A 26,068-nucleotide genomic window follows, 5' to 3' on the forward strand; every position below is an offset into this window, starting at 1 on the left:
CCACATGCGCTCGCACCTGCTCAATGGCCTCACCGCGGAGCACTACCGCCGCTCCGTGACCGAAGGAGTCGAGCGGGTGGCGGCCAAACTCGCCACCACCGACCGTCCGTTCACCGGCGTCACCGTGGACGCCCTCGCCCCCCGCATCGAGCGGATCGACCTCGACCGGCCGCTGCACGACACCACCGCGGCACTCGACGAACTCGAGGAGGTCTACCTCCGCGACGCGGTCTACTTCCACCACCCCCGCTACCTCGCCCACCTCAACTGCCCCGTGGTCATCCCGGCGGTGCTCGGCGAGGCCGTCCTCTCCGCCGTCAACTCCTCCCTCGACACCTGGGACCAGTCCGCCGGCGGCACCCTGATCGAGCGCAGACTGATCGACTGGACGACGGCCCGCATCGGCCTCGGCCCCGCCGCCGACGGCGTGTTCACCTCCGGCGGCACCCAGTCCAACCTCCAGGCGCTGCTGCTGGCACGGGAGGAGGCCAAGAGCCGGGACCTGGACCGGCTGCGCATCTTCGCCTCCGAGATCAGCCACTTCAGCGTGAAGAAGTCCGCGAACCTGCTCGGGCTCGGCCCCGAAGCGGTCGTCACCGTCCCCGTCGACCACGACAAGCGCATGCAGACCGTGGCACTCGCCCACGAACTGGAGCGCTGCGCGAAGGACGGCCTGGTGCCCATGGCCGTCGTCGCCACCGCCGGCACCACCGACTTCGGCTCCATCGACCCGCTCCCGGAGATCGCCGGGCTCTGCGCCCAGTACGGCGTGTGGCTGCACGTGGACGCGGCCTTCGGCTGCGGGCTGCTCGCCTCCCTCAAGCACCGGGACCGCATCGACGGCATCGAGCACGCCGATTCGGTCACCGTCGACTACCACAAGTCCTTCTTCCAGCCGGTGAGTTCCTCCGCCGTGCTGGTCCGGGACGCGGCCACCCTGCGCCACGCCACCTACCACGCGGAGTATCTGAACCCGCGCCGCATGGTGCGGGAACGCATCCCCAACCAGGTCGACAAGTCCCTGCAGACCACGCGTCGCTTCGACGCCCTCAAGCTGTGGATGACGCTGCGGGTGATGGGCGCCGACGGCATCGGCGAACTGTTCGACCAGGTCTGCGAGCTGGCCCGGGAGGGCTGGCGGCTGCTCGCCGCCGACCCCCGCTACGACGTCGTCGTGGAGCCCTCCCTGTCCACCCTCGTCTTCCGCTACATCCCGGCGGCCGTCACCGACCCGGCCGAGATCGATCAGGCCAACCTCCACGCCCGCAAGGCCCTGTTCGCCTCCGGCGACGCCGTGGTCGCGGGCACCAAGGTCGGCGGCCGCCACTACCTGAAGTTCACCCTGCTCAACCCCGAGACGACGCCGGCCGACATCGCCGCCGTCCTCGACCTCATCGCCGGCCACGCCGAGCAGTACCTGGGAGAGTCCCTTGACCGCGCGTCCTGAAGACAGCCGCACCTACGACTTCGTGGGGATCGGGCTCGGCCCCTTCAACCTCGGCCTCGCCTGCCTGACCGAGCCGATCGCCGCACTGGACGGCGTCTTCCTCGACTCCAAGCCCGACTTCGAGTGGCACGCGGGCATGTTCCTGGACGGCGCCCACCTGCAGACCCCGTTCATGTCGGACCTGGTCACGCTGGCCGACCCGACCTCGCCGTACTCCTTCCTCAACTACCTGAAGGAGAAGGGCAGACTGTACTCGTTCTACATCCGCGAGAACTTCTACCCGCTGCGGGTCGAGTATGACGACTACTGCCGCTGGGCGGCGAACAAGCTCGGCAGCGTCCGCTTCGGCACGACCGTCACCGAGGTGACGTACGAGGACGAGCACTACCTCGTCCGCACCCGCGCCGGTGAAACGTTCCGCGCCCGGCGCCTGGTCCTCGGCACGGGGACGGTCCCCTCCGTCCCGCAGGCGTGCCGCGACCTCGGCGGCGACTTCATCCACACCGCCCAGTACATGCACCGCAAGGCGGAACTGCAGGCCAAGAAGTCCGTCACGGTCGTCGGCAGCGGGCAGAGCGCCGCGGAGATCTACTACGAGCTGCTCTCCGAGATCGACGTCCACGGCTACGCCCTCAACTGGGTCACCCGCTCCCCGCGCTTCTTCCCGCTCGAATACACCAAGCTGACGCTGGAGATGACCTCTCCGGACTACATCGACTACTTCCGCGCGCTGCCCGAGGAGACCCGCTACCGGCTGGAGAAGCAGCAGAAGGGTCTGTTCAAGGGCATCGACTCGGACCTCGTCGACTCGATCTTCGACCTGCTCTACCAGAAGAACGTCGAGAGCGGCGACCGCCCCGTCCCGACCCGCCTGCTCACCAACTCCTCCCTGACGACGGCCACCCACGAGGACGGCTCGTACCGGCTCGGCTTCCACCAGGACGAGCAGGACAAGGACTTCGAGATCCGCACCGAGGGGCTGGTGCTGGCCACCGGCTACCAGTACGAGCCGCCCGCCTTCCTGGCGCCGATCCGCGACCGCCTCCGCTTCGACGCCCACGGCCGCTTCGACGTCGCCCGCAACTACGCGATCGACGTGACGGGCCGGGGCGTCTTCCTCCAGAACGCCGGCGTCCACACCCACAGCATCACCAGCCCCGACCTGGGCATGGGCGCCTACCGGAACTCGTACATCATCCGTGAGCTGCTCGGCACGGAGTACTACCCGGTCGAGAAGACCATCGCCTTCCAGGAGTTCGCCGTATGACCGGCACGACCATGACCTTCGCCTTCCGCTCCCTCGACCCGCTGAAGGACGCCGAACTGCTGCACTCCTGGGTCACCCACCCCAAGGCCGCCTTCTGGATGATGCAGGACGCGAAACTGGAGGACGTCGAGCGGGCCTACATGGAGATCGCGGCCGACGAGCACCACCACGCCCTGCTCGGCCTGCACGACGGCGAACCCGCCTTCCTCATGGAGCGGTACGACCCCGCCCGCCGGGAGCTGGTCGGGCTGTACGAGCCGCAGCCCGGCGACGTCGGCATGCACTTCCTGACGCCGGCCACCGGCACGCCCGTGCACGGGTTCACCAAGGCCGTCATCACCGCCGTCATGGCCCACCTCTTCGAGGACCCGGCGGTGGAGCGGGTCGTCGTCGAACCCGACGTGCGCAACAAGGCGGTGCACGCCCTGAACGAGGCCGTCGGGTTCGTGCCCGAACGGGAGATCCAGAAGCCGGAGAAGAAGGCGCTGCTGAGCTTCTGCACGCGGGAGCGGTTCGTCGCGGCGACGGGGGTGACGGCATGAGCCCCACCGACGCCGTGGCCCATCTGTCCCCCGAGCGCTGGGACACCGCCAACCGTCTGCTGGTGCGCAAGGCGCTGTCGGAGTTCGCCCACGAGCGGCTGCTCCTCCCGGAGCGGGACGGCGGGCAGTACGTCGTGCGCAGCGACGACGGGCTCACCGCCTACCGGTTCACGGCCACCCTGCGCGGCCTCGACCACTGGCAGATCGCCCCCGAGTCCCTCACCCGCCACCGCGACGGCGCCGAACTCCCCCTCGCCGCACTGGACTTCTTCGTCGAGTTCCGGCAGGCGCTGGGGCTGAGCGACGAGATCCTGCCCGTCTATCTGGAGGAGATCTCCTCCACCCTCTCGGGCACCTGCTACAAGCTCACCAAGCCGCAGGCGACCTCCGCCGAGCTGGCGCGGAGCGGCTTCCAGGCGATCGAGACCGGGATGACCGAGGGCCACCCCTGCTTCGTCGCCAACAACGGGCGGCTCGGCTTCGGCATCCACGAGTACCTGTCGTACGCCCCCGAGACCGCGAGCCCGGTCCGGCTGGTGTGGCTGGCCGCGCACCGCTCGCGGGCCGCGTTCACGGCGGGGGCCGGGATCGAGTACGAGTCCTTCCTGCGCGAGGAGCTGGGCGAGAAGACGCTGGACCGATTCCACGCCATCCTCACCGAGCAGGGTCTGGACCCCGCCGACCACCTGCTCATCCCGGTCCACCCCTGGCAGTGGTGGAACAAGCTCAGCGTGACCTTCGCCGCCGAGGTGGCCCGCCGCCACCTGGTCTGCCTGGGCGAGGGCGACGACGAGTACCTCGCCCAGCAGTCCATAAGGACCTTCTTCAACACCTCCGCCCCGCACAAGCACTACGTGAAGACGGCGCTGTCCGTCCTCAACATGGGCTTCATGCGCGGGCTCTCGGCCGCCTACATGGAGGCGACCCCGGCGATCAACGACTGGCTCGCCCAGCTCATCGAGAACGACGGCGTGCTGAAGGCGACCGGTGTGTCGATCATCCGGGAGCGGGCGGCCGTCGGCTACCGGCACCTGGAGTACGAGCGGGCCACCGACCGCCACTCGCCGTACCGCAAGATGCTGGCCGCGCTGTGGCGGGAGAGCCCGGTGCCGTCACTGCGCGAGGGCGAGACCCTCGCGACCATGGCGTCCCTGCTGCACGTGGACCACACCGGCGCCTCCTTCGCGGGCGCACTGGTCGAACGGTCCGGACTCGCGCCCACCGAGTGGCTGCGGCAGTACCTGAGGGCGTACCTCACCCCGCTGCTGCACTGCTTCTACGCCTACGACCTGGTCTTCATGCCGCACGGCGAGAACGTGATCCTGGTGCTGAGGGACGGGGTCGTGCGGCGCGCGATCCACAAGGACATCGCCGAGGAGATCGCCGTCATGGACCCGGACGCGGTGCTGCCGCCGGAGGTGCGGCGGATCCGGGTCGAGGTCCCGGAGGACAAGAAGCTCCTGTCGGTCTTCACCGACGTGTTCGACTGCTTCTTCCGGTTCCTCGCGGCGAACCTCGCCGCCGAGGGGATCCTGGAGGAGGACGACTTCTGGCGGACGGTCGCGGAGGTGACCCGTGAGTACCAGGAGTCGGTGCCCGAACTGGCCGACCGTTTCCGGCAGTACGACATGTTCGCCCCCCGGTTCGCGCTGTCCTGTCTGAACCGGCTCCAGCTGCGCGACAACCGGCAGATGGTGGACCTGGCGGATCCGTCCGGCGCGCTGCAGCTGGTGGGGAGCCTGGAGAACCCCGTCGCCGGTTTCTGACGGACCGGCGGGCACCCGGAGTACGGTCCTGAGGGGTGCCCGCCGGCCCTTCGCTCAGCTCGTCGGCCAGGGCACCTGGGGCGACCTGTAGTAGCCGATGCCGAGGGCGGTCCAGCGCGGGCCCTGGGCCGCCAGGCGCATCTTGTACGTGTTCCAGTCGTGCGTGGCCGCCGGTGACCAGCCCAGCTCGGCCGCTCCGGCCAGGCGCGGGAACGCCATGTACTCGATGTCGGCGGACTTGGTGAGGGTCTCGGACCACAACGGCGCCTCGACGCCCTTGACGGCCGAGGCGGGCGCTCCGGGCAGGTAGCTGCCGGGGTCCCAGTCGTAGGAGCGCTTCACCTCCACGAAGCCGGCCCACTTCGTGCCCAGCCGGGTGGTCGCGGTGTACTTCATGTCGAGGTAGACCCGGTCGGCCGGCGACAGGACGAGTCCCGTGCCGTTCTGGGCCGCCTTCGCCACCTGGGCCTTCTCCGCCGCGCTGGTGCCGTCCAGGCCCCAGTACTGGGCGAGGGCGCCCTTGGCGGGGGTGGCGCCGGTCAGCTGGTGCCAGCCGATGACCGTCTTGCCGTACTTGGCGACGATCGGCTGTACGCGGTCCATGAACTTCACGTAGTCGGAGTGGCTGGTGGAGTGCGCCTCGTCGCCGCCGATGTGCAGGTAGCGTCCGGGCGTGATCGCGGCCAGCTCCCGGACGACGTCGTCCACGAAGGCGTACGTCACCTCCTTGGGCACGCACAGCGAGCTGAAGCCGACCTCGGTGCCGGTGTACAGCGGGGGTGCGGTGCCGTCGCAGTTCAGCTGGGCGTAGGAGGCGAGGGCCGCGTTGGTGTGGCCGGGCATGTCGATCTCGGGGACGACCTCCTGGTAGCGGGAGGCGGCGTAGCGGACGATCTCCTGGTAGTCGGACTTCGTGAAGTGGCCGCCCTTGCCGCCGCCGACCTGGGTGGATCCACCGTAGGTCGCAAGGCGCGGCCAGGAGTCGACGGCGATGCGCCAGCCCTGGTCGTCGCTGAGGTGCAGGTGCAGGGTGTTGATCTTGTAGAGCGCCAGCTGGTCGATGTAGCGCTTGACCTGGGCGACGGTGAAGAAGTGCCGGGAGACGTCCAGCATGGCGCCGCGGTACTCGTAGCGCGGGCGGTCCTCGATGGTGCCGCCGGCGATCCGCCAGGGACCGCTCTGGACGCTCTTCTTCTCCACGGACGCCGGAAGCAGCTGACGCAGGGTCTGCACGCCGTGGAAGAGGCCGGCGGGTGCGCTCGCGGTGATGACGACCCCCCAGGGCCCGCTCTGCAGGCGGTAGCCCTCGGCGTCGAACGAGCCGTCGGCGAGGTGGAGTCGGATGCCGCCCTGGCTGCCCTGGTCGGTGACCGGCACGGGGTAGCCGGTGGAGGGCCGCAGGATGCCGGCGAGGTACTCCCCGATCCGGCGGACCTCGTCGGAGGCGGAGGCGTCGACGCGGACGACGGTGGCGCCGGTGACGCGGTAGGGCGCTCCGCCCGGCTGGACCGAGGCGGGCGCGGGGACCACCTGGTCCAGCGGCCTCGCCGCCGAGGGGCGCGGCACCGGCGGGGGTGTCGCGCCGACGGTGAACGCGCCTGCCGCCACCAGCAGCAGCGATCCGAGGACGCGGGTCAGTCGGGGAGTCGTGCTGTGGTTGCGTCTCACATGCGCTCCCTTCGGAAGTGGTAAAGACCACTCTCCCGCAGATCCGGTGAAACAATCCCCGCATGGCGGAAATCATCCAGAAGGACGGCACCTGGGTCTTCGACGGGGACGCCCTCAGGCTGACCCCGGGCCGGGACAAGAACATCGGCCTGCTGCGCCGGACACTGGGTGAACTCGTCGTACCCCTGGGCGCGTTGGCGGGGGTCTCCTTCGAGCAGGGGAAGCGGTCCGGGCGGCTGAGGCTGCGGCTGCGGGACGGCGCCGACCCGCTGCTGCACGCCACCGGCGGCCGGCTCGCCGAGCCCGACGACCCGTACCAGCTGACGGTGGAGTCCGAGCGGTACGGCGTCGCCGAGTACTTCGCGGACGAGGTCCGCAACGCCCTGCTGCTGGACGGGGTTTCACCGGACCCGGCCGCCGGCTACCTGCTGCCGGGGCCGTCCGTGCCGCTGTCCGCCTCGGCCGGGGACGGCACGGCCGGCTTCGACGGGGAGCGGGTGCGCCTGGAGTGGAACTGGAAGACGGAGAACGCCAAGGCCGCCACCGGGCCTCGTACGATCCCGCTCGCCGAGATCACGGCCGTGGAGTGGCAGCCGGCGGCCGGGCTGGAGAACGGCCACCTGCGCTTCACGGTGCGGGACGCGCCCGCCACCGCGCCGCCGAAGTACGACCCCAACGCCGTCGAGCTGTGGGGCTTCAAGAAGGACCCGCTGATGGCGCTGGTCGCGGCCGCCGTGCAGGCCCGGCTGCCGCATCCGTCGGTACCGGCCGTCGGGACGGACGTACGGCCCGGGCCGCCACTGCTCGCGAAGGCGACCGTGGCCGAGGACGACCACGACGCACTGCTGCGGCGCCTGCGTGAGCTGGGGGAACTGCACCGCTCGGGTGTCCTGACGGACGAGGAGTTCGGCCTGGCCAAGCGGGCGGTCCTCAGGCGGATGTGAGGACCGCCCGCTCTCGGGCGGGTGGCGCCGTGCCTTCCGGGCGCACCCGGATGCCTACTTGGCCCGGCGTGCCACCGTGAAGTGGTCGATCCGGTCACCGGTCTCGGCGATGCCCTGGACCTTCAGCTTGGCGTAGTGCCCCTTCGAGGCGGGCTCGACGTCCACGCGCAGGAACGAGTAGTTGAGGTAGCGCACCCGGGACCAGGCGACCGTCTCGTTCTGCTTGCCGTCCTTGAGGTTGATGAACGAGGCCACGGAGTCCACCTCGTGCTCGTGCCCCTCGTAGGAGTCCGGAGCGGAGAAGGCGTACAGGCTGCGGCCCGCCGCGCCCGCCGTGACGTACACCACGCCCTCGGTCTCGGGGTACGCCGTGCCGCCGATCGGCAGCTTCTTGGCGACCTCGTTGCCCTTGATGACGTCGGTGCGCTCGTACTGGTGGTTGTGGCCGTTGATGACCAGGTCCACGGTGTACTTCTCGAACAGCGGCACCCACTCCTGGCGCACGCCCCCCTCCGAGGCGTGCGCGGTGGAGGTGCAGTACGCGCAGTGGTGGAAGAACACGACGATGAAGTCGATGTCCTTCGAGGCCCGGAACTTCTTCAGCTGGGCCTCGAACCACTTCGTCTGGGTTCCTCCAGATATGCCCAGGTTCGCCGGGATCTCGAAGGAGACGTCGTTGGGGTCGAGCGAGATGATCGCCGTGTTGCCGTACACGAAGGAGTAGACACCCGGCAGGTTCTTGGCGTCCGGACCGTTGTCCGGGAGGGTCCAGCGGGCCTCCTCGCCGCCGTAGCCGTTGGGCGAGTACCAGGCCTCCATGTCGTGGTTGCCGTACGAGACCATCCACGGGATCTGCTTGGCGACCGACTCGGTCTGGTACAGGAACTGGTCCCAGGTGCGCGAGTCGAAGCCGGTGTCGGTGGACTTGCCCTGGCCGGCCGGGTCGCCGTAGGCGATGTCGCCCGCGTGCAGGTGGAAGGACGGGTTCTGGCCCAGGATCAGGCTGTCGTTGGCCAGGGCGTGGTAGCTGACGCCCTGGTCGCCGAAGGCCGTGAAGGTGAACGGCGCCTTGTGGGCGGGGGCGGTGGTGAAGGTGCCCACGGTGCCCAGCAGGTGCGGCTCGGCCGGGTCGAAGCCCTGGTGGCCGACGCCGTAGTAGTAGGTCCTGCCGGGGCGCAGGTGGGTCAGCTCGGCGTGCAGGTAGTACTGGGTGTGGTCGCCGCTCGCGCCGACGCCGGCCGGGGTGTAGAGGCTGCGGACCTCGGCCTCGATCTTGCGCGAGAGGTCCCAGGGGTGGGCGCCGATGCGGATGAAGGGCTTCTTCACGGCGACCGGGACCTGCCAGGAGACCGTCATCTCCGTGCGCGGGTCGTTGCCGTAGGCGAGGTGGCGGCCGAAGGGGGCGACGAGGGCGCCGTCGACCGTCTCGGTGGCCGGGGCCGTGCGCTGGGTCGGCACGGCGGCCTGGGCGGTGCCGCCCGGAACGAACGCGCCACCCGCGACGGCGCCCAGCGTGACGGCGCCGCCCCTGATCATGGTGCGCCGCGAGAATCTGGCGCGCAGGTACTCATGCTGCTCGGCCAGGCTCATGCGCTCGGCCAGCTTCTCGGGTACTCCCATACGAGGAATGTCCATGGCGTCTGAAACTCGTCCGTTCGGGCAACGACGCGCAAGACGCAGGATGGCCAGCTTGCGAACAGAGCACCATAAGAGATTCAACAGGCGCCTGCCCGGAATCGGGCACGATTCTTGCGAAACCGCGGCTCTTGGCTCAGGATCTACCGGGTGCACGAGGAACTTGTCGATCACCTGACGCGGTCCACGCCCCTGAACCGGGGCGAGGCACTGCGGGTGGTCCAGGACGTGCTCGCCTATTTCGACGAGACGACGCAGGACTACGTCCGTCGCCGCCACCGTGAACTGCAGGCCCAGGGCCTGACGAACACGGAGATCTTCGAACGGATCGAGGCGGATCTGGGATACCGGGCGGTGGCGCCGCCGGAGCTGACGCTCAGGCAGCTGCGCCGCATGGTCTACGGCTGAGACGCCAGGCTGAGAGATACCTGTATATGTGCGGAATTGTCGGATACATCGGGAAGCGTGATGTGGCTCCCCTGCTCCTGGAGGGCCTGCAGCGGCTGGAGTACCGCGGCTACGACTCCGCGGGCATCGTCGTCACCTCCCCGAAGACGGCCGGCCTGAAGATGGTCAAGGCCAAGGGCCGGGTGCGCGACCTGGAGGCGAAGGTCCCGGCCCGCTTCAAGGGCACCACGGGCATCGCCCACACCCGCTGGGCCACCCACGGCGCCCCCTCCGACGTGAACGCCCACCCGCACATGTCGGCCGACCAGAAGGTCGCCGTCGTGCACAACGGCATCATCGACAACGCCTCAGACCTGCGTCGCAAGCTGGAGGCCGATGGGGTCGAGTTCCTCTCCGAGACCGACACCGAGGTGCTCGTCCACCTGATCGCCCGCTCGCAGGCCGAGAAGCTGGAGGACAAGGTCCGCGAGACCCTCCGGGTCGTCGAGGGCACCTACGGCATCGCGGTCATGCACGCCGACTTCTCCGACCGCATCGTGGTGGCCCGCAACGGCTCCCCGGTCGTCCTCGGCATCGGCGAGAAGGAGATGTTCGTCGCATCGGACATCGCCGCCCTGGTCGCCCACACCCGGCAGATAGTGACGCTGGACGACGGCGAGATGGCCACCCTCAAGGCCGACGACTTCCGTACCTACACCACCGAGGGCACCCGTACGACGGCCGAGCCGACCACCGTCGAGTGGGAGGCGGCCTCCTACGACATGGGCGGCCACGACACGTACATGCACAAGGAGATCCACGAGCAGGCCGACGCCGTGGACCGCGTGCTGCGCGGCCGCATCGACGACCGCTTCTCCACCGTGCACCTCGGCGGCCTCAACCTGGACGCCCGCGAGGCGCGCAAGATCCGCCGCGTGAAGATCCTCGGCTGCGGCACCTCGTACCACGCGGGCATGATCGGCGCCCAGATGATCGAGGAGCTGGCCCGCATCCCCGCCGATGCCGAGCCGGCCTCCGAGTTCCGATACCGCAACGCGGTCGTGGACCCCGACACCCTCTACGTCGCGGTCTCCCAGTCCGGTGAGACGTACGACGTGCTGGCGGCCGTGCAGGAGCTGAAGCGCAAGGGCGCCCGGGTCCTCGGCGTGGTCAACGTGGTCGGTTCCGCGATCGCCCGTGAGGCCGACGGCGGCATCTACGTGCACGCCGGCCCCGAGGTCTGCGTGGTGTCCACCAAGTGCTTCACCAACACCACGGTCGCCTTCGCCCTGCTCGCCCTGCACCTGGGCCGCACCCGCGACCTGTCCGTGCGGGACGGCAAGCGGATCATCGAGGGCCTGCGGAAGCTGCCGGAGCAGATCACCGAGATCCTCAAGCAGGAGGACGAGGTCAAGCGGCTGGCCGAGAGCTACGCCGACGCCCGCTCGATGCTCTTCATCGGCCGCGTGCGGGGCTACCCCGTCGCCCGCGAGGCCTCCCTGAAGCTCAAGGAGGTCTCCTACATCCACGCCGAGGCCTACCCCGCCTCCGAGCTGAAGCACGGTCCGCTGGCCCTCATCGAGCCGGCCCTGCCGACGGTGGCGATCGTCCCCGACGACGACCTGCTGGAGAAGAACCGCGCGGCCCTGGAGGAGATCAAGGCCCGCAGCGGCAAGATCCTCGCGGTGGCCCACCAGCACCAGGAGAAGGCCGACGAGACGATCGTGGTCCCGAAGAACGAGGACGAGCTGGACCCGATCCTGATGGGCATCCCGCTCCAGCTCCTCGCGTACCACACGGCGAAGGCCCTGGGCCGGGACATCGACAAGCCGCGGAACCTCGCCAAGTCGGTGACGGTGGAGTAGTCACGGCAGAACGGACCCCCACGTGCGCCACCAACCACGTGGGGGTCCATTCGGTGCCGCTGCTGATCAGCCGGTGGCCGTCACCCCCCGGCCGGCGGCACGCCGGGGAAGCACCGTCGGCCAGTGCGCCAAGGCTGCCGTCGCCGCGTACCAGGCGACCGCGCCGGAGACCGCGGCGACCCAGCCGCCGGCCTTCGCGAGAACGGAACTGTCGGCGAAGTTCGCGACGGCGAGCAGCAGCATCGCCAGGAACAGCAGACCGTGCCCGGCCTGGCCGAGGCTGTCCCCGCTCGCGAGGGTCAGGGTGAGCGCCACGAGCGCGAAGAGCAGCAGGAAGAGTCCCGCTCCGTTGGCCGACGTGTGCTCACCGAACGAGACGGCCCAGGTGAACCACAGGGCACCGAGGGCCACGAAGCCCGTACCGGAAGCGGTGTCGCGGTCGCGGAGGGCCAGCAGACCGACGAGGAAGAGGGCGATGCCGCCCACGTAGTGGGCCAGGGACACGGCGTCGGACACCCGCACGCCGTCGATCACGCCGGTCGTGCCGAGTCCGAACGCCAACAGGGTGACACCCAGGGCGAGTCGGCCGACCACGGTGGTGGTTCCGCTTCCCGCGGAGACGTCATTGTCCACGGCGGGCTCCCTTCATGCATGTGCTGTTGCGCGGTGACCGGTATATGCCCTTCACAAGGGCACAAACACCTCTACGCGCGAGTAGTTTCGCGCTGCACAAAGGGAATTGACGAAGGGTCGGAAACCCTCAGGGGATCACGATCACGGGCCGCTGCGCCCGCTTGGCGAGCCGCCCGGCCACCGAGCCGAAGATCCGGCCCACGATGCCGTGCGTCGAGCCGACCACGATCGCGTCGGCCTCGTACTCCCGCCCCACCTCTTCGAGTTCATGGCAGATGTCGCCACCGCGCTCGACCAGGATCCAGGGCACCTCGGCCAGATAGTCCGCACAGGCCAGCTCGAGCCCCAGCACCTCGGTCCGGTGATCCGGTACGTCGACGAAGACAGGTGGCTCGCACCCCGCCCACACCGTGGTGGGCAGCCTGTTGGCCACATGGACGATGATCAGGCCCGAACCGGAGCGGTGGGCCATGCCGATCGCATAGGCGAGGGCGCGCTCACTGGACGTCGAGCCGTCGAAGCCGACGACGACGCCGTGCTTGAAGGCGGGGTCGCAGGAAGGGCGTGGCTCTTCCGCCGCCAGGGGATCGGCCGCCGTGGGATCGGCGACCGGCCGCTTGCGGTCCGCTGGTTCGAAGAATTCGTGACCGGCCATGACTGTCTCGGCGTTGTGATCCTTTGTGGGGGCGACATCGGCGTGCGGAGCTGTGTCCGGGATTCGTCTTCCCAACCCCATACCCCCAAGGGTACGGCGGCACGCCTCCTCTGCCCAGTTCCTGCGCACGCTCCGTAAGCGGCCCCACGGGTGTCCCGCGGGGGTTCACCGGAGCATGCACGAGCGACGCCCGTAACGCAATGGTTGCTGCCCCGTACAGGCGGTTTGCACGGGATTCCCTTCAGTCGCGCCCGGTGACCGACCGATCGAACAGACGTTGAACCCGGTGAGTCACCGCCACAGGGAGTACGAGATGTCCGGACCCCGATCCACCGACCCGCACCCCGCCCCGGACACCACGAGCGACGTGATCCGCTGGGCGGCCTTCAGCTGCGTCGTCGTACCCGTGGTCCTCGTCTGGTACGGCACCTCGCTCGCCGGCGCGGCCGGCACCGCCTTCGGCCTGGCCGCCGTCACGGCCGTCTGCCGCGTCCTGCTGCGGCGGTCCGAGCGTTGCGCCACGCAAAGAGGCGGACGTCACACCAAGGGAAAGACACCGGTCGACTGACCGGTTTTTGCACCCCCGACCGCTTCTTTTCGGCCAACTTCCTGATGCCCCTCCAGGGGAGTCCCACCCACCCCTCAACCCCCGTTCCACCTGCACGGAAAGGGTCTGGGCCGACCCGTGCACCCTACGCGGTTTGGCCACTGCGACGAGGCGCACTTCCCTGCACGGCCCACGAGTGCAACCCTTCGTGATCGAATGCTTCACGCCAAGTTGTCATGTCGACAATGTCCGGCGTGTCGAACTGGCCACCGTATGACCGCGGGAGCCAGTAGATTCGATCTTGACTGTCTTACGGCGGGGGACTCGTGCAGGACCGAGGGGAAACGTGCAGGAGCGACACAACCGAGGAGCCGCGACCACCGAGGGGGGCTTAGCAGGATGAGCCACGACTCCACTGCCGCGCCGGAAGCCGCGGCCCGGAAGCTTTCCGGGCGACGCCGCAAGGAGATCGTCGCGGTGCTGCTGTTCAGCGGCGGCCCCATCTTCGAGAGTTCCATACCGCTGTCGGTGTTCGGGATCGACCGTCAGGACGCCGGCGTGCCGCGCTACCGACTGCTGGTCTGCGGCGGCGAGGAAGGCCCACTGCGGACCACAGGGGGCCTGGAACTCACCGCACCGCATGGGCTGGAGGCGATCTCGCGCGCCGGTACGGTCGTCGTACCGGCCTGGCGCTCGATCACCTCACCGCCGCCGGAAGAGGCGCTCGACGCGCTGCGCCGCGCGCACGAGGAGGGCGCCCGCATCGTCGGGCTGTGCACCGGGGCCTTCGTCCTGGCGGCGGCGGGCCTGCTGGACGGCCGCCCGGCGACCACGCACTGGATGTACGCGCCGACGCTGGCCAAGCGCTATCCGTCGGTCCACGTGGATCCACGGGAGCTGTTCGTCGACGACGGCGACGTGCTGACCTCGGCCGGTACGGCCGCGGGGATCGACCTGTGTCTGCACATCGTGCGGACCGACCACGGCAACGAGGCCGCCGGCGCGCTGGCCCGCCGCCTGGTCGTCCCACCGCGCCGCAGCGGCGGTCAGGAGCGCTACCTCGACAGGTCTTTACCCGAGGAGATCGGCGCCGACCCGCTGGCCGAGGTCGTCGCCTGGGCGCTGGAACACCTCCACGAGCAGTTCGACGTGGAGACACTGGCGGCACGCGCCTACATGAGCCGCCGTACGTTCGACCGCCGGTTCCGTTCGCTGACCGGCAGCGCGCCGCTGCAGTGGCTGATCACCCAGCGCGTGCTGCAGGCGCAGCGACTGCTGGAGACGTCGGACTACTCCGTGGACGAGGTGGCGGGCCGCTGCGGCTTCCGCTCCCCGGTCGCGCTGCGCGGGCACTTCCGCCGTCAGCTCGGCTCGTCCCCCGCCGCCTACCGGGCCGCCTACCGGGCCCGCCGGCCGCAGGGCGAGAAGCCGGGTGACCCGGAGGCGTCGGTGGCACAGCACGGGCCGTCCGGCGCGCCCGGCCTGCCGGGTCACGGGCCCGTGGGCCACGCGCCCTCGGTCCTGCACTCGGACCGGGACAGCGGGGTTCCGATGCAGAGCCGCCGCCAGGCGGCGGGCGCGGTGAGTCTGCTGCCGGGACCGCGCAGCGGGAACTGAGCGAGGCGAAGGGAGGGGGCGGGCACACACCCGCCCCCTCCTTCGTCGTCCGGCGCCGCACGGGGCTCGGTCCCCGGCGAGCCCGGCGCCGACGGGGGCATCCCAAAAGCGGACGTCAGCTTTAGGGTGGTCGCATGAACGATCGCATGGTGTGGATCGACTGCGAGATGACCGGCCTCTCGCTGTCCGACGACGCTCTCATCGAGGTGGCCGCCCTCGTCACCGACTCCGAGCTGAACGTACTCGGCGAGGGGGTGGACATCGTCATCCGTCCGCCGGACTCGGCGCTGGAGACGATGCCGGAGGTGGTGCGCGAGATGCACACCGCGTCCGGACTGCTGGACGAGCTGGCCGGCGGCACCACGCTGGCCGACGCCGAGGAGCAGGTCCTCTCCTATGTCCGGGAACACGTGAAGGAGCCCGGCAAGGCCCCGCTGTGCGGCAACTCCGTCGGCACCGACCGCGGCTTCCTGCTGCGGGACATGCCGACCCTCGAGGACTACCTCCACTACCGGATCGTGGACGTCTCCAGCATCAAGGAACTGGCCCGGCGCTGGTACCCGCGGGCGTACTTCAACAGCCCGGAGAAGAACGGCAACCACCGGGCGCTCGCCGACATCCGCGAGTCGATCGCCGAGCTGCGCTACTACCGCGAGGCCATCTTCGTGCCCCAGCCCGGACCCGACAGCGACACCGCGAGGACGATCGCGGCCAGACACGTTCTGCCTGCACGCTAGGCCCCGCGGGGTCCGCGCGGAGGCCCGCACGGAAAACACGTGCGCGAGCACCCCTTCGGACCCTGTAGACTTCTTCTCGGCCGGTCGGGGAAACGACAAGTTCCATCGCCGGTCGTGGTGGGTGTAGCTCAGCTGGTAGAGCACCTGGTTGTGGTCCAGGATGCCGCGGGTTCGAGTCCCGTCACTCACCCTGTGTGAGCAGCCGGTGACTCCGTCGAGAGACGGGTCACCGGCTGCTTCGTTTCCTGCGCCTTCCCGCTCCGGGCCGGAGCCCGGAGCCCGGAGCGGGCACGAGAGCCGTTACGACGACGCCCGCACCACCAGTTCCGTCGGCAGCACCGCGTGCCGTCGCTCCAGGCCCCGGGACGCGGCCGGACGGCGGTCGGCGATCTCCGTGAGCAGCAGGTCGATCATCGCGCGGCCCATCTCCTCGATGGGCTGGCGGACGCTGGTCAGCGGCGGGTCCATGTGCCGGGCGATGGCCGAGTCGTCGTACCCGACCAGCGCCACGTCGTCGGGGATACGGCGGCCCGCCTCGCGCAGCACCTGCCGGGCGCCCGCCGCCGTCACGTCCGAGCCGGCGAAGACGGCGTCCAGATCGGGGTACCGCTCCAGCAGGGTCGTCATCGCCCGCCGGCCGCCCCCCTCGGTGAAGTCCCCCGACTCGATGAGCAGTTCGTCCACCTCGTGGCCCGCGTCGCGCAGCGCCGCGCGGTAGCCGTCGACGCGGCGCTGGGCGCCGTAGACGTCGAGCCGGCCGGTGATGTGGGCGATCGTCCGGCAGCCCCGGGAGAGCAGGTGCTCCACGGCCGAGCGGGCGCCGCCGTAGTTGTCCGAGTCCACCGAGGTGAGCGACTCGGCGGCCGAGCGCGGACCGCTGATCACCGCCGGGATCTCCAGCTGGGCGAGCAGGTCGGGCAGCGGGTCGTCGGCGTGCACGGAGACCAGCAGGACACCGTCCACGCGGTGGGCCGCCAGGTACTGCGCGAGGCGCCGGCGCTCCCGGTCGCTGCCCGCGAAGATCAGCAGCAACTGCATCTCGGTGTCGGTCAGTTCCGCGCCGACCCCGCGCAGCATGTCGGAGAAGTACGGCTCCGCGAAGAACCGGGTCTCCGGCTCGGGGACGACCAGCGCGATGGCGTCGGTGCGGTTGGCCGCGAGGGCGCGGGCCGCGGTGTTCGGGACGTAGCCCAGTTCGGCGACCGCCGCCTCCACCGCCGCCCGGGTCGCGTCACTGACCCGGGGCGAGCCGTTGATCACCCGCGAGACCGTGCCCCGGCCGACCCCGGCCCGGGCGGCAACCTCCTCGAGCGTGGGCCGTCCCCCGCTCCGGCCCCGCCCTGCGTGGTTCGCCATGGGCTCCGCCTCCCTCGACACCAACATCCCGGTGGCTGGAATCTAACAGCCCTGGCCAGGGCGGGGGGCGGCCACGGGGCTCCCGCCAGGAGCCAGTTAACACTCGGATAACTGAACACCTCCCCCCGCGTCCGCTCCCTTGACACCCCGCTTCGAACCGGCGACTCTTCAACACATCACCGGTGGGAGCGCTCCCACGGTACCTGGCACATACACAACCCGCACGTTCCCCGCCCGAGCCGCAGCGAGTACGAACGGGCCCAATTCCATGCAGTTGGCCGGGGGGTCGGCACGTCAGGCAACAGGAGGACGCAATGCGTACGAGCATCCGCCGGTCTCGGCGACTGATGGCCCTCGCGGCTGTCGCCGCGCTGACCACGGGCTTGCTGGCCGGCTGCGCCAACGACTCGGATGACGGCTCGTCCAACAACTCGGACGGCGGCAACGGCAGTGGCAAGGGCAAGATCACGCTGACCATCGGAACCTTCGGCGTCTTCGGCTACAAGCAGGCCGGCCTCTACGACGAGTACATGAAGCTCCATCCGGACATCAACATCAAGGAGAATGTCACCACTCGGACAGACGTGTACTGGCCGAAGGTGCTCACCCGCCTCCAGGCCGGCTCCGGCACCGACGACATCCAGGCCATCGAGGTCGGCAACATCACCGAGGCCGTCCAGACGCAGGCGAACAAGTTCGTCGACCTCGGCAAGGAGGTCGACAAGTCCCAGTGGCTGGACTGGAAGCTCGCGCAGGCCACCACCAAGGACGGCAAGACGATCGGGCTGGGCACGGACGTCGGCCCGATGGCGATCTGCTACCGCAAGGACCTGTTCGAGAAGGCCGGACTGGAGACGGACCGGACCAAGCTCGCCGAGCAGTGGAAGGGCGACTGGGCCAAGTACGTCGACGTCGGCAAGGAGTACATGAAGAAGGCGCCCAAGGGCACCAAGTTCGTGGACTCGGCCTCCTCGGTCTACAACGCGGCCCTCGGCGGCGCGAGCGAGCGCTACTACGACAGGGACGGCAACGTCATCTGGGACAAGTCCTCCGGCGTGAAGTCCTCCTGGAACGTCGCGATGAGCGTGGCGACCAGCAACATGTCGGCGAAGCTCAAGCAGTTCGACAAGCCGTGGGACCAGGGCTTCGCCAACGGCACCTTCGCGACGGTGGCCTGTCCGGCGTGGATGATCGGCTACATCGAGCAGAAGTCGGGTGACTCCGGCAAGGGCAACTGGGACGTGGCGGCGGCGCCGACCGCGGCCAACTGGGGCGGCTCCTTCCTCGGAGTGCCGAGCGCGGGCAAGCACCAGAAGGAGGCCGTCGCCCTGGCGAAGTGGCTGACCGCTCCGGAGCAGCAGGCGAAGGTCTTCGCCAAGCAGGCGAGCTTCCCCTCAACCCCGTCGGCGTACTCGAGCCTGAAGCCGGCCGCGGACACCACCGCGTACTTCTCCGACGCGCCGATCACGCAGATCTTCTCCGACTCGGCGAAGACGATCCCGACGCAGTACTTCGGCATCAAGGACCAGCCGATGAACACCGCGCTGACCGACGTCGGCATCCTCCAGGTGGAGCAGAAGGGCAAGTCCCCGGCCCAGGGCTGGGACGCGGCCACCAAGGAGATCAAGGACGTGCTCGGACAGTGACCAGCTCCAAGCAGGCTCTCGCGCAACCCGCGTCGAGCGCCGACGCCGCGCCCGGCTCCCAGCCGGGCGCGGCCCGGGGCGCTCGTGGTCGCGGTGCGCCGGCGGGCGCCGACTCCTGGCGCAGCCGGCTGTACCGCTGGGACATGAAGGCGTCACCGTACGCGTTCGTCGCCCCGTTCTTCGTCCTCTTCGGGGCCTTCTCGCTGGTCCCGCTGCTGTACACGGCCTGGTACTCGCTGCACGACGTGCAGCTGTCGTCGCTGGACCACCAGACCTGGGCGGGCCTGGACAACTACAAGAACCTGTTGTCCTCGGACTTCTTCTGGAACGCCCTGAAGAACACCTTCACCATCGGTCTGATCTCGACGGTGCCGCAGCTGCTGGCGGCGCTCGGGCTCGCTCATCTGCTCAACTACAAGTTGCGCGGTTCCACCGTGTGGCGCGTGGTGATGCTCACCCCGTACGCCACCTCGGTGGCGGCGGCGACGCTGGTGTTCACGCTGCTGTACTCCTGGGACGGCGGCATGGTCAACTGGATCCTGCACTTCTTCGGCGTCGACGCCGTCAACTGGCGCGAGTCGGACTGGGGTTCGCAGTTCGCGGTGTCGACGATCGTGATCTGGCGCTGGACCGGCTACAACGCGCTGATCTACCTGGCGGCGATGCAGGCGATCCCGATCGACCTGTACGAGTCGGCCGCGCTCGACGGTGCGAGCCGCTGGCAGCAGTTCCGCCACGTGACGATCCCGCAGCTCAGGCCGACGATCCTGTTCACCGTCGTCGTCTCCACCATCGGGGCGACCCAGCTCTTCGGCGAGGTCCTGCTGTTCGGCGGGGTCAGCGGCTCCAAGGGCGGCTCCGAGCACCAGTACCAGACGCTCGGTCTGTACATGTACGACCAGGGCTGGATCATCGGCAACCTCGGCAAGGCCTCCGCGATCGCCTGGTCGATGTTCCTGATCCTGCTGATCGTCGCCGCGGTCAACCTGCTGCTCACCCGACGGCTGAGGAAGTCCCAATGACCACCAGTGAACTGACACTGCCGCAGCCCGCCGAGGCCAGGCCGGAGCGGCGCCGGGTGATGGGCGCGGGCAAGCAGCTGCACGCGGGCCCGGTGACGTACGTCGTGCTGGCCGTCTTCGCGCTGGTCTCGCTGGCACCGCTGGTGTGGACGGCGATCGCGGCCTCGCGCACCGACCGGCGACTGGCCCAGACCCCGCCGCCGCTGTGGTTCGGCGGCAACCTGTTCAAGAACCTGCAGGCCGCCTGGGACCAGGCAGGACTCGGCACCGCGATGCTCAACTCGTTGATCGTGGCGGGCACGATCACGGTGAGCACGGTGCTGTTCGCCACGCTGGCCGGCTTCGCCTTCGCCAAGCTGCGGTTCCGGTTCTCCAGCCTGCTGTTGCTGCTGACCATCGGCACGATGATGATCCCGCCGCAGCTGGCGGTCGTACCGCTGTACCTGTGGATGTCGGACTTCGGCTGGTCGAACCAGTTGCAGACGGTGATCCTGCCGAGCCTGGTGACCGCGTTCGGCACGTTCTTCATGCGGCAGTACCTGGTGCAGGCGCTGCCGACCGAGCTGATCGAGGCCGCCCGGGTGGACGGGGCGAGCAGCATCCGGATCGTGTGGCACGTGGTCTTCCCGGCGGCGCGGCCCGCGATGGCGGTGCTCGGCCTGCTGACGTTCGTCTTCGCCTGGAACGACTTCCTGTGGCCGATCATCGCCCTGAACCAGCAGAACCCGACCGTGCAGGTGGCCCTGAACTCGCTCGGCACCGGCTATGTCCCGGACCAGGCGGTGATCATGGCGGGCGCACTGCTCGGCACGCTGCCGCTGCTGATCGCCTTCCTGCTGTTCGGCAAGCAGATCGTGGGCGGCATCATGCAGGGCGCGATCAAGGGCTGACGTGCCCTTTCCCAGGGCCGGGCCATCGCCGTCCCGGCCCTTTCCCCGCCCCGGCCTCTGCCCCGGGCGACCCCCTCCCCCACCCGTCTCATCGGTCTCCTACGACCTCTCTTGGGAGCGCTTCCATGCCTGACTCCGTTTCCCCCGTGACCTTTCCTCCCGCCTTCCTCTGGGGCGCCGCGACCTCCGCGTACCAGATCGAGGGGGCGGTGCGGGAGGACGGCCGCACCCCCTCGATCTGGGACACCTTCAGCCATACGCCGGGCAAGACGGTCGGCGGCGAGACCGGTGACATCGCTGTCGACCACTACCACCGCTACCGCGAGGACGTCGCGCTGATGGCGGAGCTGGGCCTGAGCGCCTACCGCTTCTCCATCTCCTGGTCCCGGGTGCAGCCGACCGGCCGCGGCCCCGCGGTCCAGGTGGGCCTCGACTTCTACCGCCGTCTGGTGGACGAGCTGCTCGCGCACGGCATCAAGCCCGCGATCACCCTCTACCACTGGGACCTCCCGCAGGAGCTGGAGGACGCGGGCGGCTGGCCGGAGCGGGACACGGCGCTGCGGTTCGCCGAGTACGCGCAGCTGGTGGGCGAGGCGCTCGGTGACCGGGTGGAGAACTGGATCACCCTCAACGAGCCCTGGTGCAGCGCCTTCCTCGGCTACGGCTCCGGCGTGCACGCCCCCGGCCGTACCGACCCGGCGGCCTCCCTGCGCGCGGCCCACCACCTCAACCTGGCGCACGGCCTCGGCGCTTCGGCCCTGCGTTCGGTGATGCCGGCCCGCAACCAGATCGCCGTCAGCCTGAACTCCTGCGTGGTACGGCCGCTCTCGCAGAACCCGGCCGACCTGGTCGCCGCCCGCCGGATCGACGACCTGGCCAACGGGATCTTCCACGGTCCGATGCTGCACGGGGCCTACCCCGAGACCCTGTTCTCCGCGACTTCCTCGGTCACCGACTGGTCGTACGTCCTCGACGGTGACGTCCGCACGATCAACGCGAAGCTGGACGCGCTCGGCCTGAACTACTACACGCCGACGCTGGTCTCGGCGTCCCCCGACAGGGTCGACGGTCCGCGGGTGGACGGCCACGGCGCCAGCGATCACTCACCCTGGCCGGGCGCCGACGACGTGCTCTTCCACCAGACCCCGGGCGAGCGCACGGAGATGGGCTGGACGATCGACCCGACGGGCCTGCACGAGCTGATCATGCGCTACACGCGCGAGGCCCCGGGCCTGCCCCTCTACATCACCGAGAACGGCGCGGCCTACGACGACAAGCCGGACCCGGACGGCCGGGTGCACGACCCCGAGCGCATCGCCTATCTGCACGGCCACCTCTCGGCGGTCCGCCGCGCCCTCACCGACGGGGCCGACATCCGCGGCTACTACCTGTGGTCCCTGCTGGACAACTTCGAGTGGGCGTACGGCTACGACAAGCGCTTCGGCGCGGTGTACGTGGACTACGCGACCCTGGAACGCACCCCGAAGTCGAGCGCCCACTGGTACGGCGAGGCGGCCCGGACGGGGGTGCTGCCGGCGGGGGAGCCGGTGGTGTGAGGACGGGGGGAGGGTGCGGCACTCCCCCCGTGGAGTGCCGCACCTTCGTTTGGGCGGCCGTCAGTTGAAGGCGCCGAACGCCTTCGAGAAGGCGAACTTGTCCTGGGTGATGGAGCTGCACGTGGCGTCGGCGGTGGGCTTGGTGCCGCCGTCGCACTGCTTGTCGCGGGTCGCGGACCACATCGACAGGCCGCCGAGGCCCTTGGACTTGGCGAAGTTCGCCAGCTGGGTGGCGTCGTCGACCTTGAAGACCTCGGAGGAGACGTCGTTGACGCCGATCATCGGGGTGACCGCGACGGCCTTCCAGGCGGCCGAGTCCGAGAGGCCGAGCACGCTCTTGACCTGGGCCTGGGTGGCGGTGGCGGCCTGCTCGGCGTAGGTGCCCATGTCGCCGCTGTAGGAGGGGCCGTAGTCCATCGCCATGATGTTGACGGTGTTGATCTTCACGCCGTTGGACTTGGCGTCGGACAGCAGGTTAACGCCGTCCTGGGTCAGGCCCTCGGGCATCACCGGGAGGGTGAAGGAGACGTCCAGGTTCGGGTGCTGGGCCTGGAGCTTGGCTATGGCCTGGGCGCGGCGGGTGTTGGCGGCCGTGTTGGGCAGCGCGCCGCCTTCGACGTCGAAGTCGACCTTGGTCAGCTTGAAGGCGTCGACGGCCTTGCCGTAGGCGGCCGCCAGCGCGTCCGCGGAGGAGCAGGTGGTGGCCAGTTCCGAGCCGGAGGCGCCTCCGAACGAGACCCGGACGTCACCGCCCTTGGCGCGCAGGGAGCCGATCTGCGCGGCAACGCCGTCGGCGGTGAGGTCCGTGACACCGCCCCACTTGGGCGTGCAGCCCCCGCCGTCGGTGACGAAGGCCAGGTTGTAGTTCTTCACTCCGGTCGCGTCCGCCGATGCCAGCAGGTCGAAGGCGGGGTAGAGGGAGGTGTCGACGTACGGGGCGAAGCCGGCCGAGGCGGTGGTGCCGCTGCCGGTGCTCCCGGTGGGGGTGGGCGTCGCGCTCTGGGTGGGGGTGGCGCTCTGCGTGGGTGTGGCGCTCTTGGTGGGGGTCGCGGTCGGGGTCGGCGACTGGGTCTGGGTCGGGCGCCCGCTCGGCTCGGGGGTGGCGCCGTCGTCCGCGGAGCACTGCGCGCCGTCGATACGACAGCCCGTCGGGTCGCCGGTGCCGCTCACCACGAAGCCTACGGTGACCGACTTGCCCTGCGCGAGGCCGTCCGTGTCCCACTTCGCGGGCTTCACCGTGACGTGCCGGCCGCTGACGCTCGACTCTGCGTTCCACAGCGAGCTGAGCTTCGCGCCCGTCGGCAGGTCGAACTCCAGCGTCCAGGTCTTCTCGGTCTGGCCGCTGTTGTTGGTGACGACGTACTGCGCGGTGTAACCCGACGACCAGTCGCTGGTCTTGGTGTACGCGGCGTTCACACCGGCCGCGTTCGCGGTGCCGGTCAGCAGGAGCGCGCCGCCACCGACCACGGCCGCGGCCACCAGGCCGCCGATCGCCTTGTTCCTGCCACTGATCCTGCGCCGGTGCGTGCTCATGCGGTGCCTGCCTTCGCTGTTCACGGGGGTGGGGTGCGGCAGCACGCTAGCGATCGGGAAAGGGGCAAACGGCTTGATAGGGACAGCGGTTGAGGATCTTAGGGTGCGCTTAAGGAAGGGATCGGGGACCGTTAAAGGTCGAGACCAATCCGCGCGGGATCGGGGTGCGTCCGGGCGCCAGGCGCCTTTCGGGCGTCAGCGGACCCCCGCCGCGCGCCGGCGTCTGCGCACACTCCCCCGGTGTCCTCTGCCCGCCGGCTTCCGCCCGTCCAGCTGGAACCAGATGCGCACCTCGGTGCCGCCCAGCACGGAGGAGCCGATGCGGACGTCGCCGCCGGTGGCCTCGGCGAGCCGGCGCACGATGTCGAGACCGAGGCCGGTCGAGCCGGCGCTGCCGGAGCCACGGCCGCGGGCCATCGCCGCCTCGGGGTCGGGTATGCCGGGGCCCGCGTCGGAGACCAGCACGATCACCGCGTCCTCGCCGTTGTGCACGTCGACCGCGAAGGCGGTGCCCTCGGCGGTGTGCCGGAAGACGTTGCCGAGCAGCGCGTCGAGTCCGGCGGCCAGGTCGGCGCGGGCCACGGGTATGCGCACCGGCCGCTCCACGCCGGCCACCCGCCACTTGCGGCCCTCGTCCTCGGCGAGCGCGGACCAGAACTCCATGCGCTCGCGGACCACTTCGGCCGCGTCGCACCCGGCGCCGGGGCCGGCCGCCGCGGTCTGCGGCTTGGCCTCCCGGGCCGTGCGGATGATGGTGTCGACCTCCCGTTCCAGCTGGGCGACGGCGGTCCGGGTCTGTTCGGCGGCGGGACCGGCGCCCAGCGAGGCCGCGTTCAGCCGCAGCACGGTCAGCGGGGTGCGCAGCCGGTGCGAGAGGTCAGCAGCCAGCTCTCTCTCGTTCGCGAGCAGTTGGACGACCTGATCGGCCATGGAGTTGAACGCGACCGCCGCGAGCCGCAGTTCGGTCGGCCCGTCCTCCGGCACCCGGGCGCCCAGCTGGCCCTCGCCCAGCTCGTGCGCCCCCTCGACCAGCCGCTGCGCGGGCCGCACCATGCGCACTCCGAGCCGGTCGGCGACCGCGACCGAGCCTACGATCAGCGCGAGGCCGACGGCGGCGAGCACCGCCCATGCCGTGCCGACGCCGTTGCTCACCTCGGACTCGGGGACGTACACCTCGACGACCGCGATCGCGCCGGAGCTGAGCGCGACCGGCTGCAGCAGGGTGGAGCCGCCGGTGACCGAGGTGGTGGACGCGCGGCCCAGCTTCCGTACGGCCTGGATGTCCCGGTCCTCGGCGCGCTGCCGGCCGAGGTCGAGCGCGGCCCGGCCGTCGCCGGCGGGCAGGTGCACGGCCATCCCGGAGTCCGCGCCGGCGGAGGCCACCACCCGCTCCAGCTTGTCCCGGTCGGTGGTGATGGACAGTGCGGGGGCTACCGCGGCCGCCTCCCGCTCGGCGTTGGAGAAGGCACGGTCGCGAGCCATCTCCTTGACGACGAGTCCGAGCGGCACGGCGAAGGCGACCACGACCATCGTGGTGACCGCCAGGCACACCTTGACCAGGGCCCATCTCATCGCGGTGGTTCCCCTCCCCCGTCGGCGGGCATGGGCGGCTCGAGCTTCACGCCGACGCCTCGAAGCGTGTGCAGATAGCGCGGCCGGGCCGCCGTCTCGCCCAGCTTCCGGCGCAGCCAGGACAGATGGACGTCGATGGTCTGGTCGTCGCCGTAGGACTGCTGCCAGACCTCGGCGAGGAGTTCCTTGCGCGGTACGACGACACCGGGGCGGCCGGCGAGGAAGGCGAGCAGGTCGAACTCGCGGCGGGTGAGGTCGAGCCGGACGCCGTCCAGCTCGGCCTGCCGGCGCAGTGGGTCGACGGTCAGTCCGCCGACACGGATGACGGGCGAGGGCGGTGCCTCTCCGCCGGACGAGCGGGCCCGGCGCAGCACGGCCGCGATCCGCGCCGAGAGGTGCTCGACCGAGAAGGGCTTGGTCAGGTAGTCGTCCGCCCCGGCGTTCAGCAGTCGGACGATCTCCGTCTCGTCGTCCCGTGCGGTGGCGATGATCACGGGCACGTCCGTGATGCCGCGGAGCATCTTCAGCGCCTCGGAGCCGTCCAGGTCGGGCAGTCCGAGGTCCAGGATGACCACGTCGAAACGGAGATGGGCGACCTCGCGCAGCGCCTCCAGTGCCGTACCGACGCTGCGCACGGTGTGCGAGGCGTCGGTCAGATGCCGGATGAGCGCCGAGCGTACGAACTGGTCGTCCTCGACCACGAGCACACTTGCCATGCGCCGCACCGTACGCCATCCGGCACAGGGGGGTCCGGTACCTGTGGATAACTCGGGACGAGTGCGA

The 26,068-nt window shown here is 70.0% G+C and carries 22 protein-coding genes and 1 tRNA gene; 15 read left to right on the top strand and 8 right to left on the bottom strand.

Translation table 11 applies throughout. The features are described from left to right. Positions 1 to 4 precede the first annotated feature (4 nt). Genes desA through AC07CM_RS08315 form a run of 4 tightly spaced genes read left to right on the top strand, consistent with a single transcriptional unit; the run spans position 5 to position 5,022 of the window. Positions 5 to 1,447: a lysine decarboxylase DesA gene (desA, locus tag AC07CM_RS08300; RefSeq protein ID WP_478875534.1), complete on the top strand. Its 1,443-nt coding sequence runs from the start codon at positions 5 to 7 to the stop codon at positions 1,445 to 1,447. Beyond that, positions 1,431 to 2,714 carry a lysine N(6)-hydroxylase/L-ornithine N(5)-oxygenase family protein gene (locus AC07CM_RS08305; RefSeq protein ID WP_478875535.1) on the top strand — a complete coding sequence of 428 codons (1,284 nt, stop codon included), beginning with the start codon at positions 1,431 to 1,433 and terminating at the stop codon, positions 2,712 to 2,714. The genes desA and AC07CM_RS08305 overlap by 17 nt, the downstream gene beginning before the upstream one ends. Next, complete coding sequence (locus tag AC07CM_RS08310; RefSeq protein ID WP_478875536.1) at positions 2,711 to 3,256, top strand: GNAT family N-acetyltransferase; 546 nt, start codon at positions 2,711 to 2,713, stop codon at positions 3,254 to 3,256. Before AC07CM_RS08305 ends, AC07CM_RS08310 begins: the two co-directional genes overlap by 4 nt. Further along, complete coding sequence (locus tag AC07CM_RS08315) at positions 3,253 to 5,022, top strand: IucA/IucC family protein (RefSeq protein ID WP_478875537.1); 1,770 nt, start codon at positions 3,253 to 3,255, stop codon at positions 5,020 to 5,022. Before AC07CM_RS08310 ends, AC07CM_RS08315 begins: the two co-directional genes overlap by 4 nt. A 54-nt stretch (positions 5,023 to 5,076) precedes the next feature. Here AC07CM_RS08315 and AC07CM_RS08320 read toward each other — a convergent pair whose 3' ends face one another. After that, entirely contained in the window at positions 5,077 to 6,690 is a 1,614-nt protein-coding gene (locus AC07CM_RS08320) for a beta-N-acetylhexosaminidase (protein ID WP_478875538.1), read from the bottom strand. Between the two features lie 62 nt (positions 6,691 to 6,752). Here AC07CM_RS08320 and AC07CM_RS08325 point away from each other — a divergent pair, with 62 nt between their 5' ends. Next, positions 6,753 to 7,634, top strand: coding sequence for a DUF4429 domain-containing protein (locus AC07CM_RS08325; RefSeq protein WP_478875539.1), 882 nt, complete (start codon positions 6,753 to 6,755; stop codon positions 7,632 to 7,634). Between the two features lie 54 nt (positions 7,635 to 7,688). Here the strand turns inward: AC07CM_RS08325 and AC07CM_RS08330 are convergent, their stop codons facing one another. Further along, complete coding sequence (locus AC07CM_RS08330; RefSeq protein ID WP_478875540.1) at positions 7,689 to 9,254, bottom strand: purple acid phosphatase family protein; 1,566 nt, start codon at positions 9,252 to 9,254, stop codon at positions 7,689 to 7,691. A 165-nt stretch (positions 9,255 to 9,419) separates the two neighbouring features. Here AC07CM_RS08330 and AC07CM_RS08335 point away from each other — a divergent pair, with 165 nt between their 5' ends. Both AC07CM_RS08335 and glmS read left to right on the top strand, forming a co-directional pair. Continuing rightward, positions 9,420 to 9,677 (top strand): hypothetical protein, encoded by a 258-nt coding sequence (locus tag AC07CM_RS08335; protein ID WP_478875541.1) that lies wholly within the window; start codon positions 9,420 to 9,422, stop codon positions 9,675 to 9,677. A gap of 26 nt (positions 9,678 to 9,703) precedes the next feature. Further along, on the top strand, positions 9,704 to 11,521 hold the full coding sequence (gene glmS / locus AC07CM_RS08340; protein WP_478875542.1) for a glutamine--fructose-6-phosphate transaminase (isomerizing): 1,818 nt from the start codon (positions 9,704 to 9,706) through the stop codon (positions 11,519 to 11,521). 66 nt (positions 11,522 to 11,587) lie between these two features. Here the strand turns inward: glmS and AC07CM_RS08345 are convergent, their stop codons facing one another. After that, positions 11,588 to 12,154, bottom strand: a complete 567-nt coding sequence (locus AC07CM_RS08345) for a GPR1/FUN34/YaaH family transporter (protein ID WP_478875543.1) — start codon at positions 12,152 to 12,154, stop codon at positions 11,588 to 11,590. Positions 12,155 to 12,281: 127 nt separating this feature from the next. Further along, positions 12,282 to 12,809, bottom strand: a complete 528-nt coding sequence (locus AC07CM_RS08350; RefSeq protein ID WP_478875544.1) for a universal stress protein — start codon at positions 12,807 to 12,809, stop codon at positions 12,282 to 12,284. Between the two features lie 313 nt (positions 12,810 to 13,122). Here AC07CM_RS08350 and AC07CM_RS08355 point away from each other — a divergent pair, with 313 nt between their 5' ends. The 4 genes from AC07CM_RS08355 to AC07CM_RS08370 all read left to right on the top strand — a co-directional run bounded on the left by AC07CM_RS08355 (position 13,123) and on the right by AC07CM_RS08370 (position 15,900). Further along, the gene (locus AC07CM_RS08355; protein WP_478875545.1) at positions 13,123 to 13,377 is read left to right on the top strand and encodes a hypothetical protein; all 255 of its coding nucleotides are present in this window, start codon (positions 13,123 to 13,125) and stop codon (positions 13,375 to 13,377) included. A gap of 378 nt (positions 13,378 to 13,755) precedes the next feature. After that, complete coding sequence (locus AC07CM_RS08360; RefSeq protein WP_478875546.1) at positions 13,756 to 14,973, top strand: helix-turn-helix domain-containing protein; 1,218 nt, start codon at positions 13,756 to 13,758, stop codon at positions 14,971 to 14,973. Positions 14,974 to 15,107: 134 nt separating this feature from the next. Continuing rightward, positions 15,108 to 15,710 carry an oligoribonuclease gene (gene orn, locus AC07CM_RS08365; RefSeq protein ID WP_478875547.1) on the top strand — a complete coding sequence of 201 codons (603 nt, stop codon included), beginning with the start codon at positions 15,108 to 15,110 and terminating at the stop codon, positions 15,708 to 15,710. A gap of 117 nt (positions 15,711 to 15,827) precedes the next feature. Then, positions 15,828 to 15,900: transfer RNA gene (locus tag AC07CM_RS08370), tRNA-His, on the top strand. Between the two features lie 110 nt (positions 15,901 to 16,010). Here the strand turns inward: AC07CM_RS08370 and AC07CM_RS08375 are convergent. After that, the gene (locus AC07CM_RS08375) at positions 16,011 to 17,066 is read right to left on the bottom strand and encodes a LacI family DNA-binding transcriptional regulator (protein WP_478875548.1); all 1,056 of its coding nucleotides are present in this window, start codon (positions 17,064 to 17,066) and stop codon (positions 16,011 to 16,013) included. Positions 17,067 to 17,380: 314 nt separating this feature from the next. Here AC07CM_RS08375 and AC07CM_RS08380 point away from each other — a divergent pair, with 314 nt between their 5' ends. The 4 genes from AC07CM_RS08380 (at position 17,381) to AC07CM_RS08395 (ending at position 22,180) form a co-directional block, all read left to right on the top strand. Next, positions 17,381 to 18,712, top strand: a complete 1,332-nt coding sequence (locus AC07CM_RS08380; RefSeq protein ID WP_478875549.1) for an ABC transporter substrate-binding protein — start codon at positions 17,381 to 17,383, stop codon at positions 18,710 to 18,712. Next, positions 18,709 to 19,734: a carbohydrate ABC transporter permease gene (locus AC07CM_RS08385; protein WP_478875550.1), complete on the top strand. Its 1,026-nt coding sequence runs from the start codon at positions 18,709 to 18,711 to the stop codon at positions 19,732 to 19,734. The genes AC07CM_RS08380 and AC07CM_RS08385 overlap by 4 nt, the downstream gene beginning before the upstream one ends. Next, a complete protein-coding gene (locus AC07CM_RS08390) occupies positions 19,731 to 20,624 on the top strand; it encodes a carbohydrate ABC transporter permease (protein ID WP_478875551.1) in 894 nt (297 codons plus the stop codon). Before AC07CM_RS08385 ends, AC07CM_RS08390 begins: the two co-directional genes overlap by 4 nt. A gap of 125 nt (positions 20,625 to 20,749) precedes the next feature. Continuing rightward, positions 20,750 to 22,180 carry a GH1 family beta-glucosidase gene (locus AC07CM_RS08395; RefSeq protein WP_478875552.1) on the top strand — a complete coding sequence of 477 codons (1,431 nt, stop codon included), beginning with the start codon at positions 20,750 to 20,752 and terminating at the stop codon, positions 22,178 to 22,180. Positions 22,181 to 22,240: 60 nt separating this feature from the next. Here AC07CM_RS08395 and AC07CM_RS08400 read toward each other — a convergent pair whose 3' ends face one another. From AC07CM_RS08400 to AC07CM_RS08410, 3 genes are all read right to left on the bottom strand, one after another. Then, positions 22,241 to 23,713 carry a glycoside hydrolase family 18 protein gene (locus AC07CM_RS08400; protein WP_478875553.1) on the bottom strand — a complete coding sequence of 491 codons (1,473 nt, stop codon included), beginning with the start codon at positions 23,711 to 23,713 and terminating at the stop codon, positions 22,241 to 22,243. Positions 23,714 to 23,908: 195 nt separating this feature from the next. Further along, on the bottom strand, positions 23,909 to 25,285 hold the full coding sequence (locus AC07CM_RS08405) for a sensor histidine kinase (protein ID WP_478875554.1): 1,377 nt from the start codon (positions 25,283 to 25,285) through the stop codon (positions 23,909 to 23,911). Then, on the bottom strand, positions 25,282 to 26,001 hold the full coding sequence (locus AC07CM_RS08410) for a response regulator transcription factor (protein WP_478875555.1): 720 nt from the start codon (positions 25,999 to 26,001) through the stop codon (positions 25,282 to 25,284). The genes AC07CM_RS08405 and AC07CM_RS08410 overlap by 4 nt, the downstream gene beginning before the upstream one ends. Positions 26,002 to 26,068 lie beyond the last annotated feature (67 nt).

Source organism: Streptomyces sp. NPDC044061 (assembly GCF_056434305.1).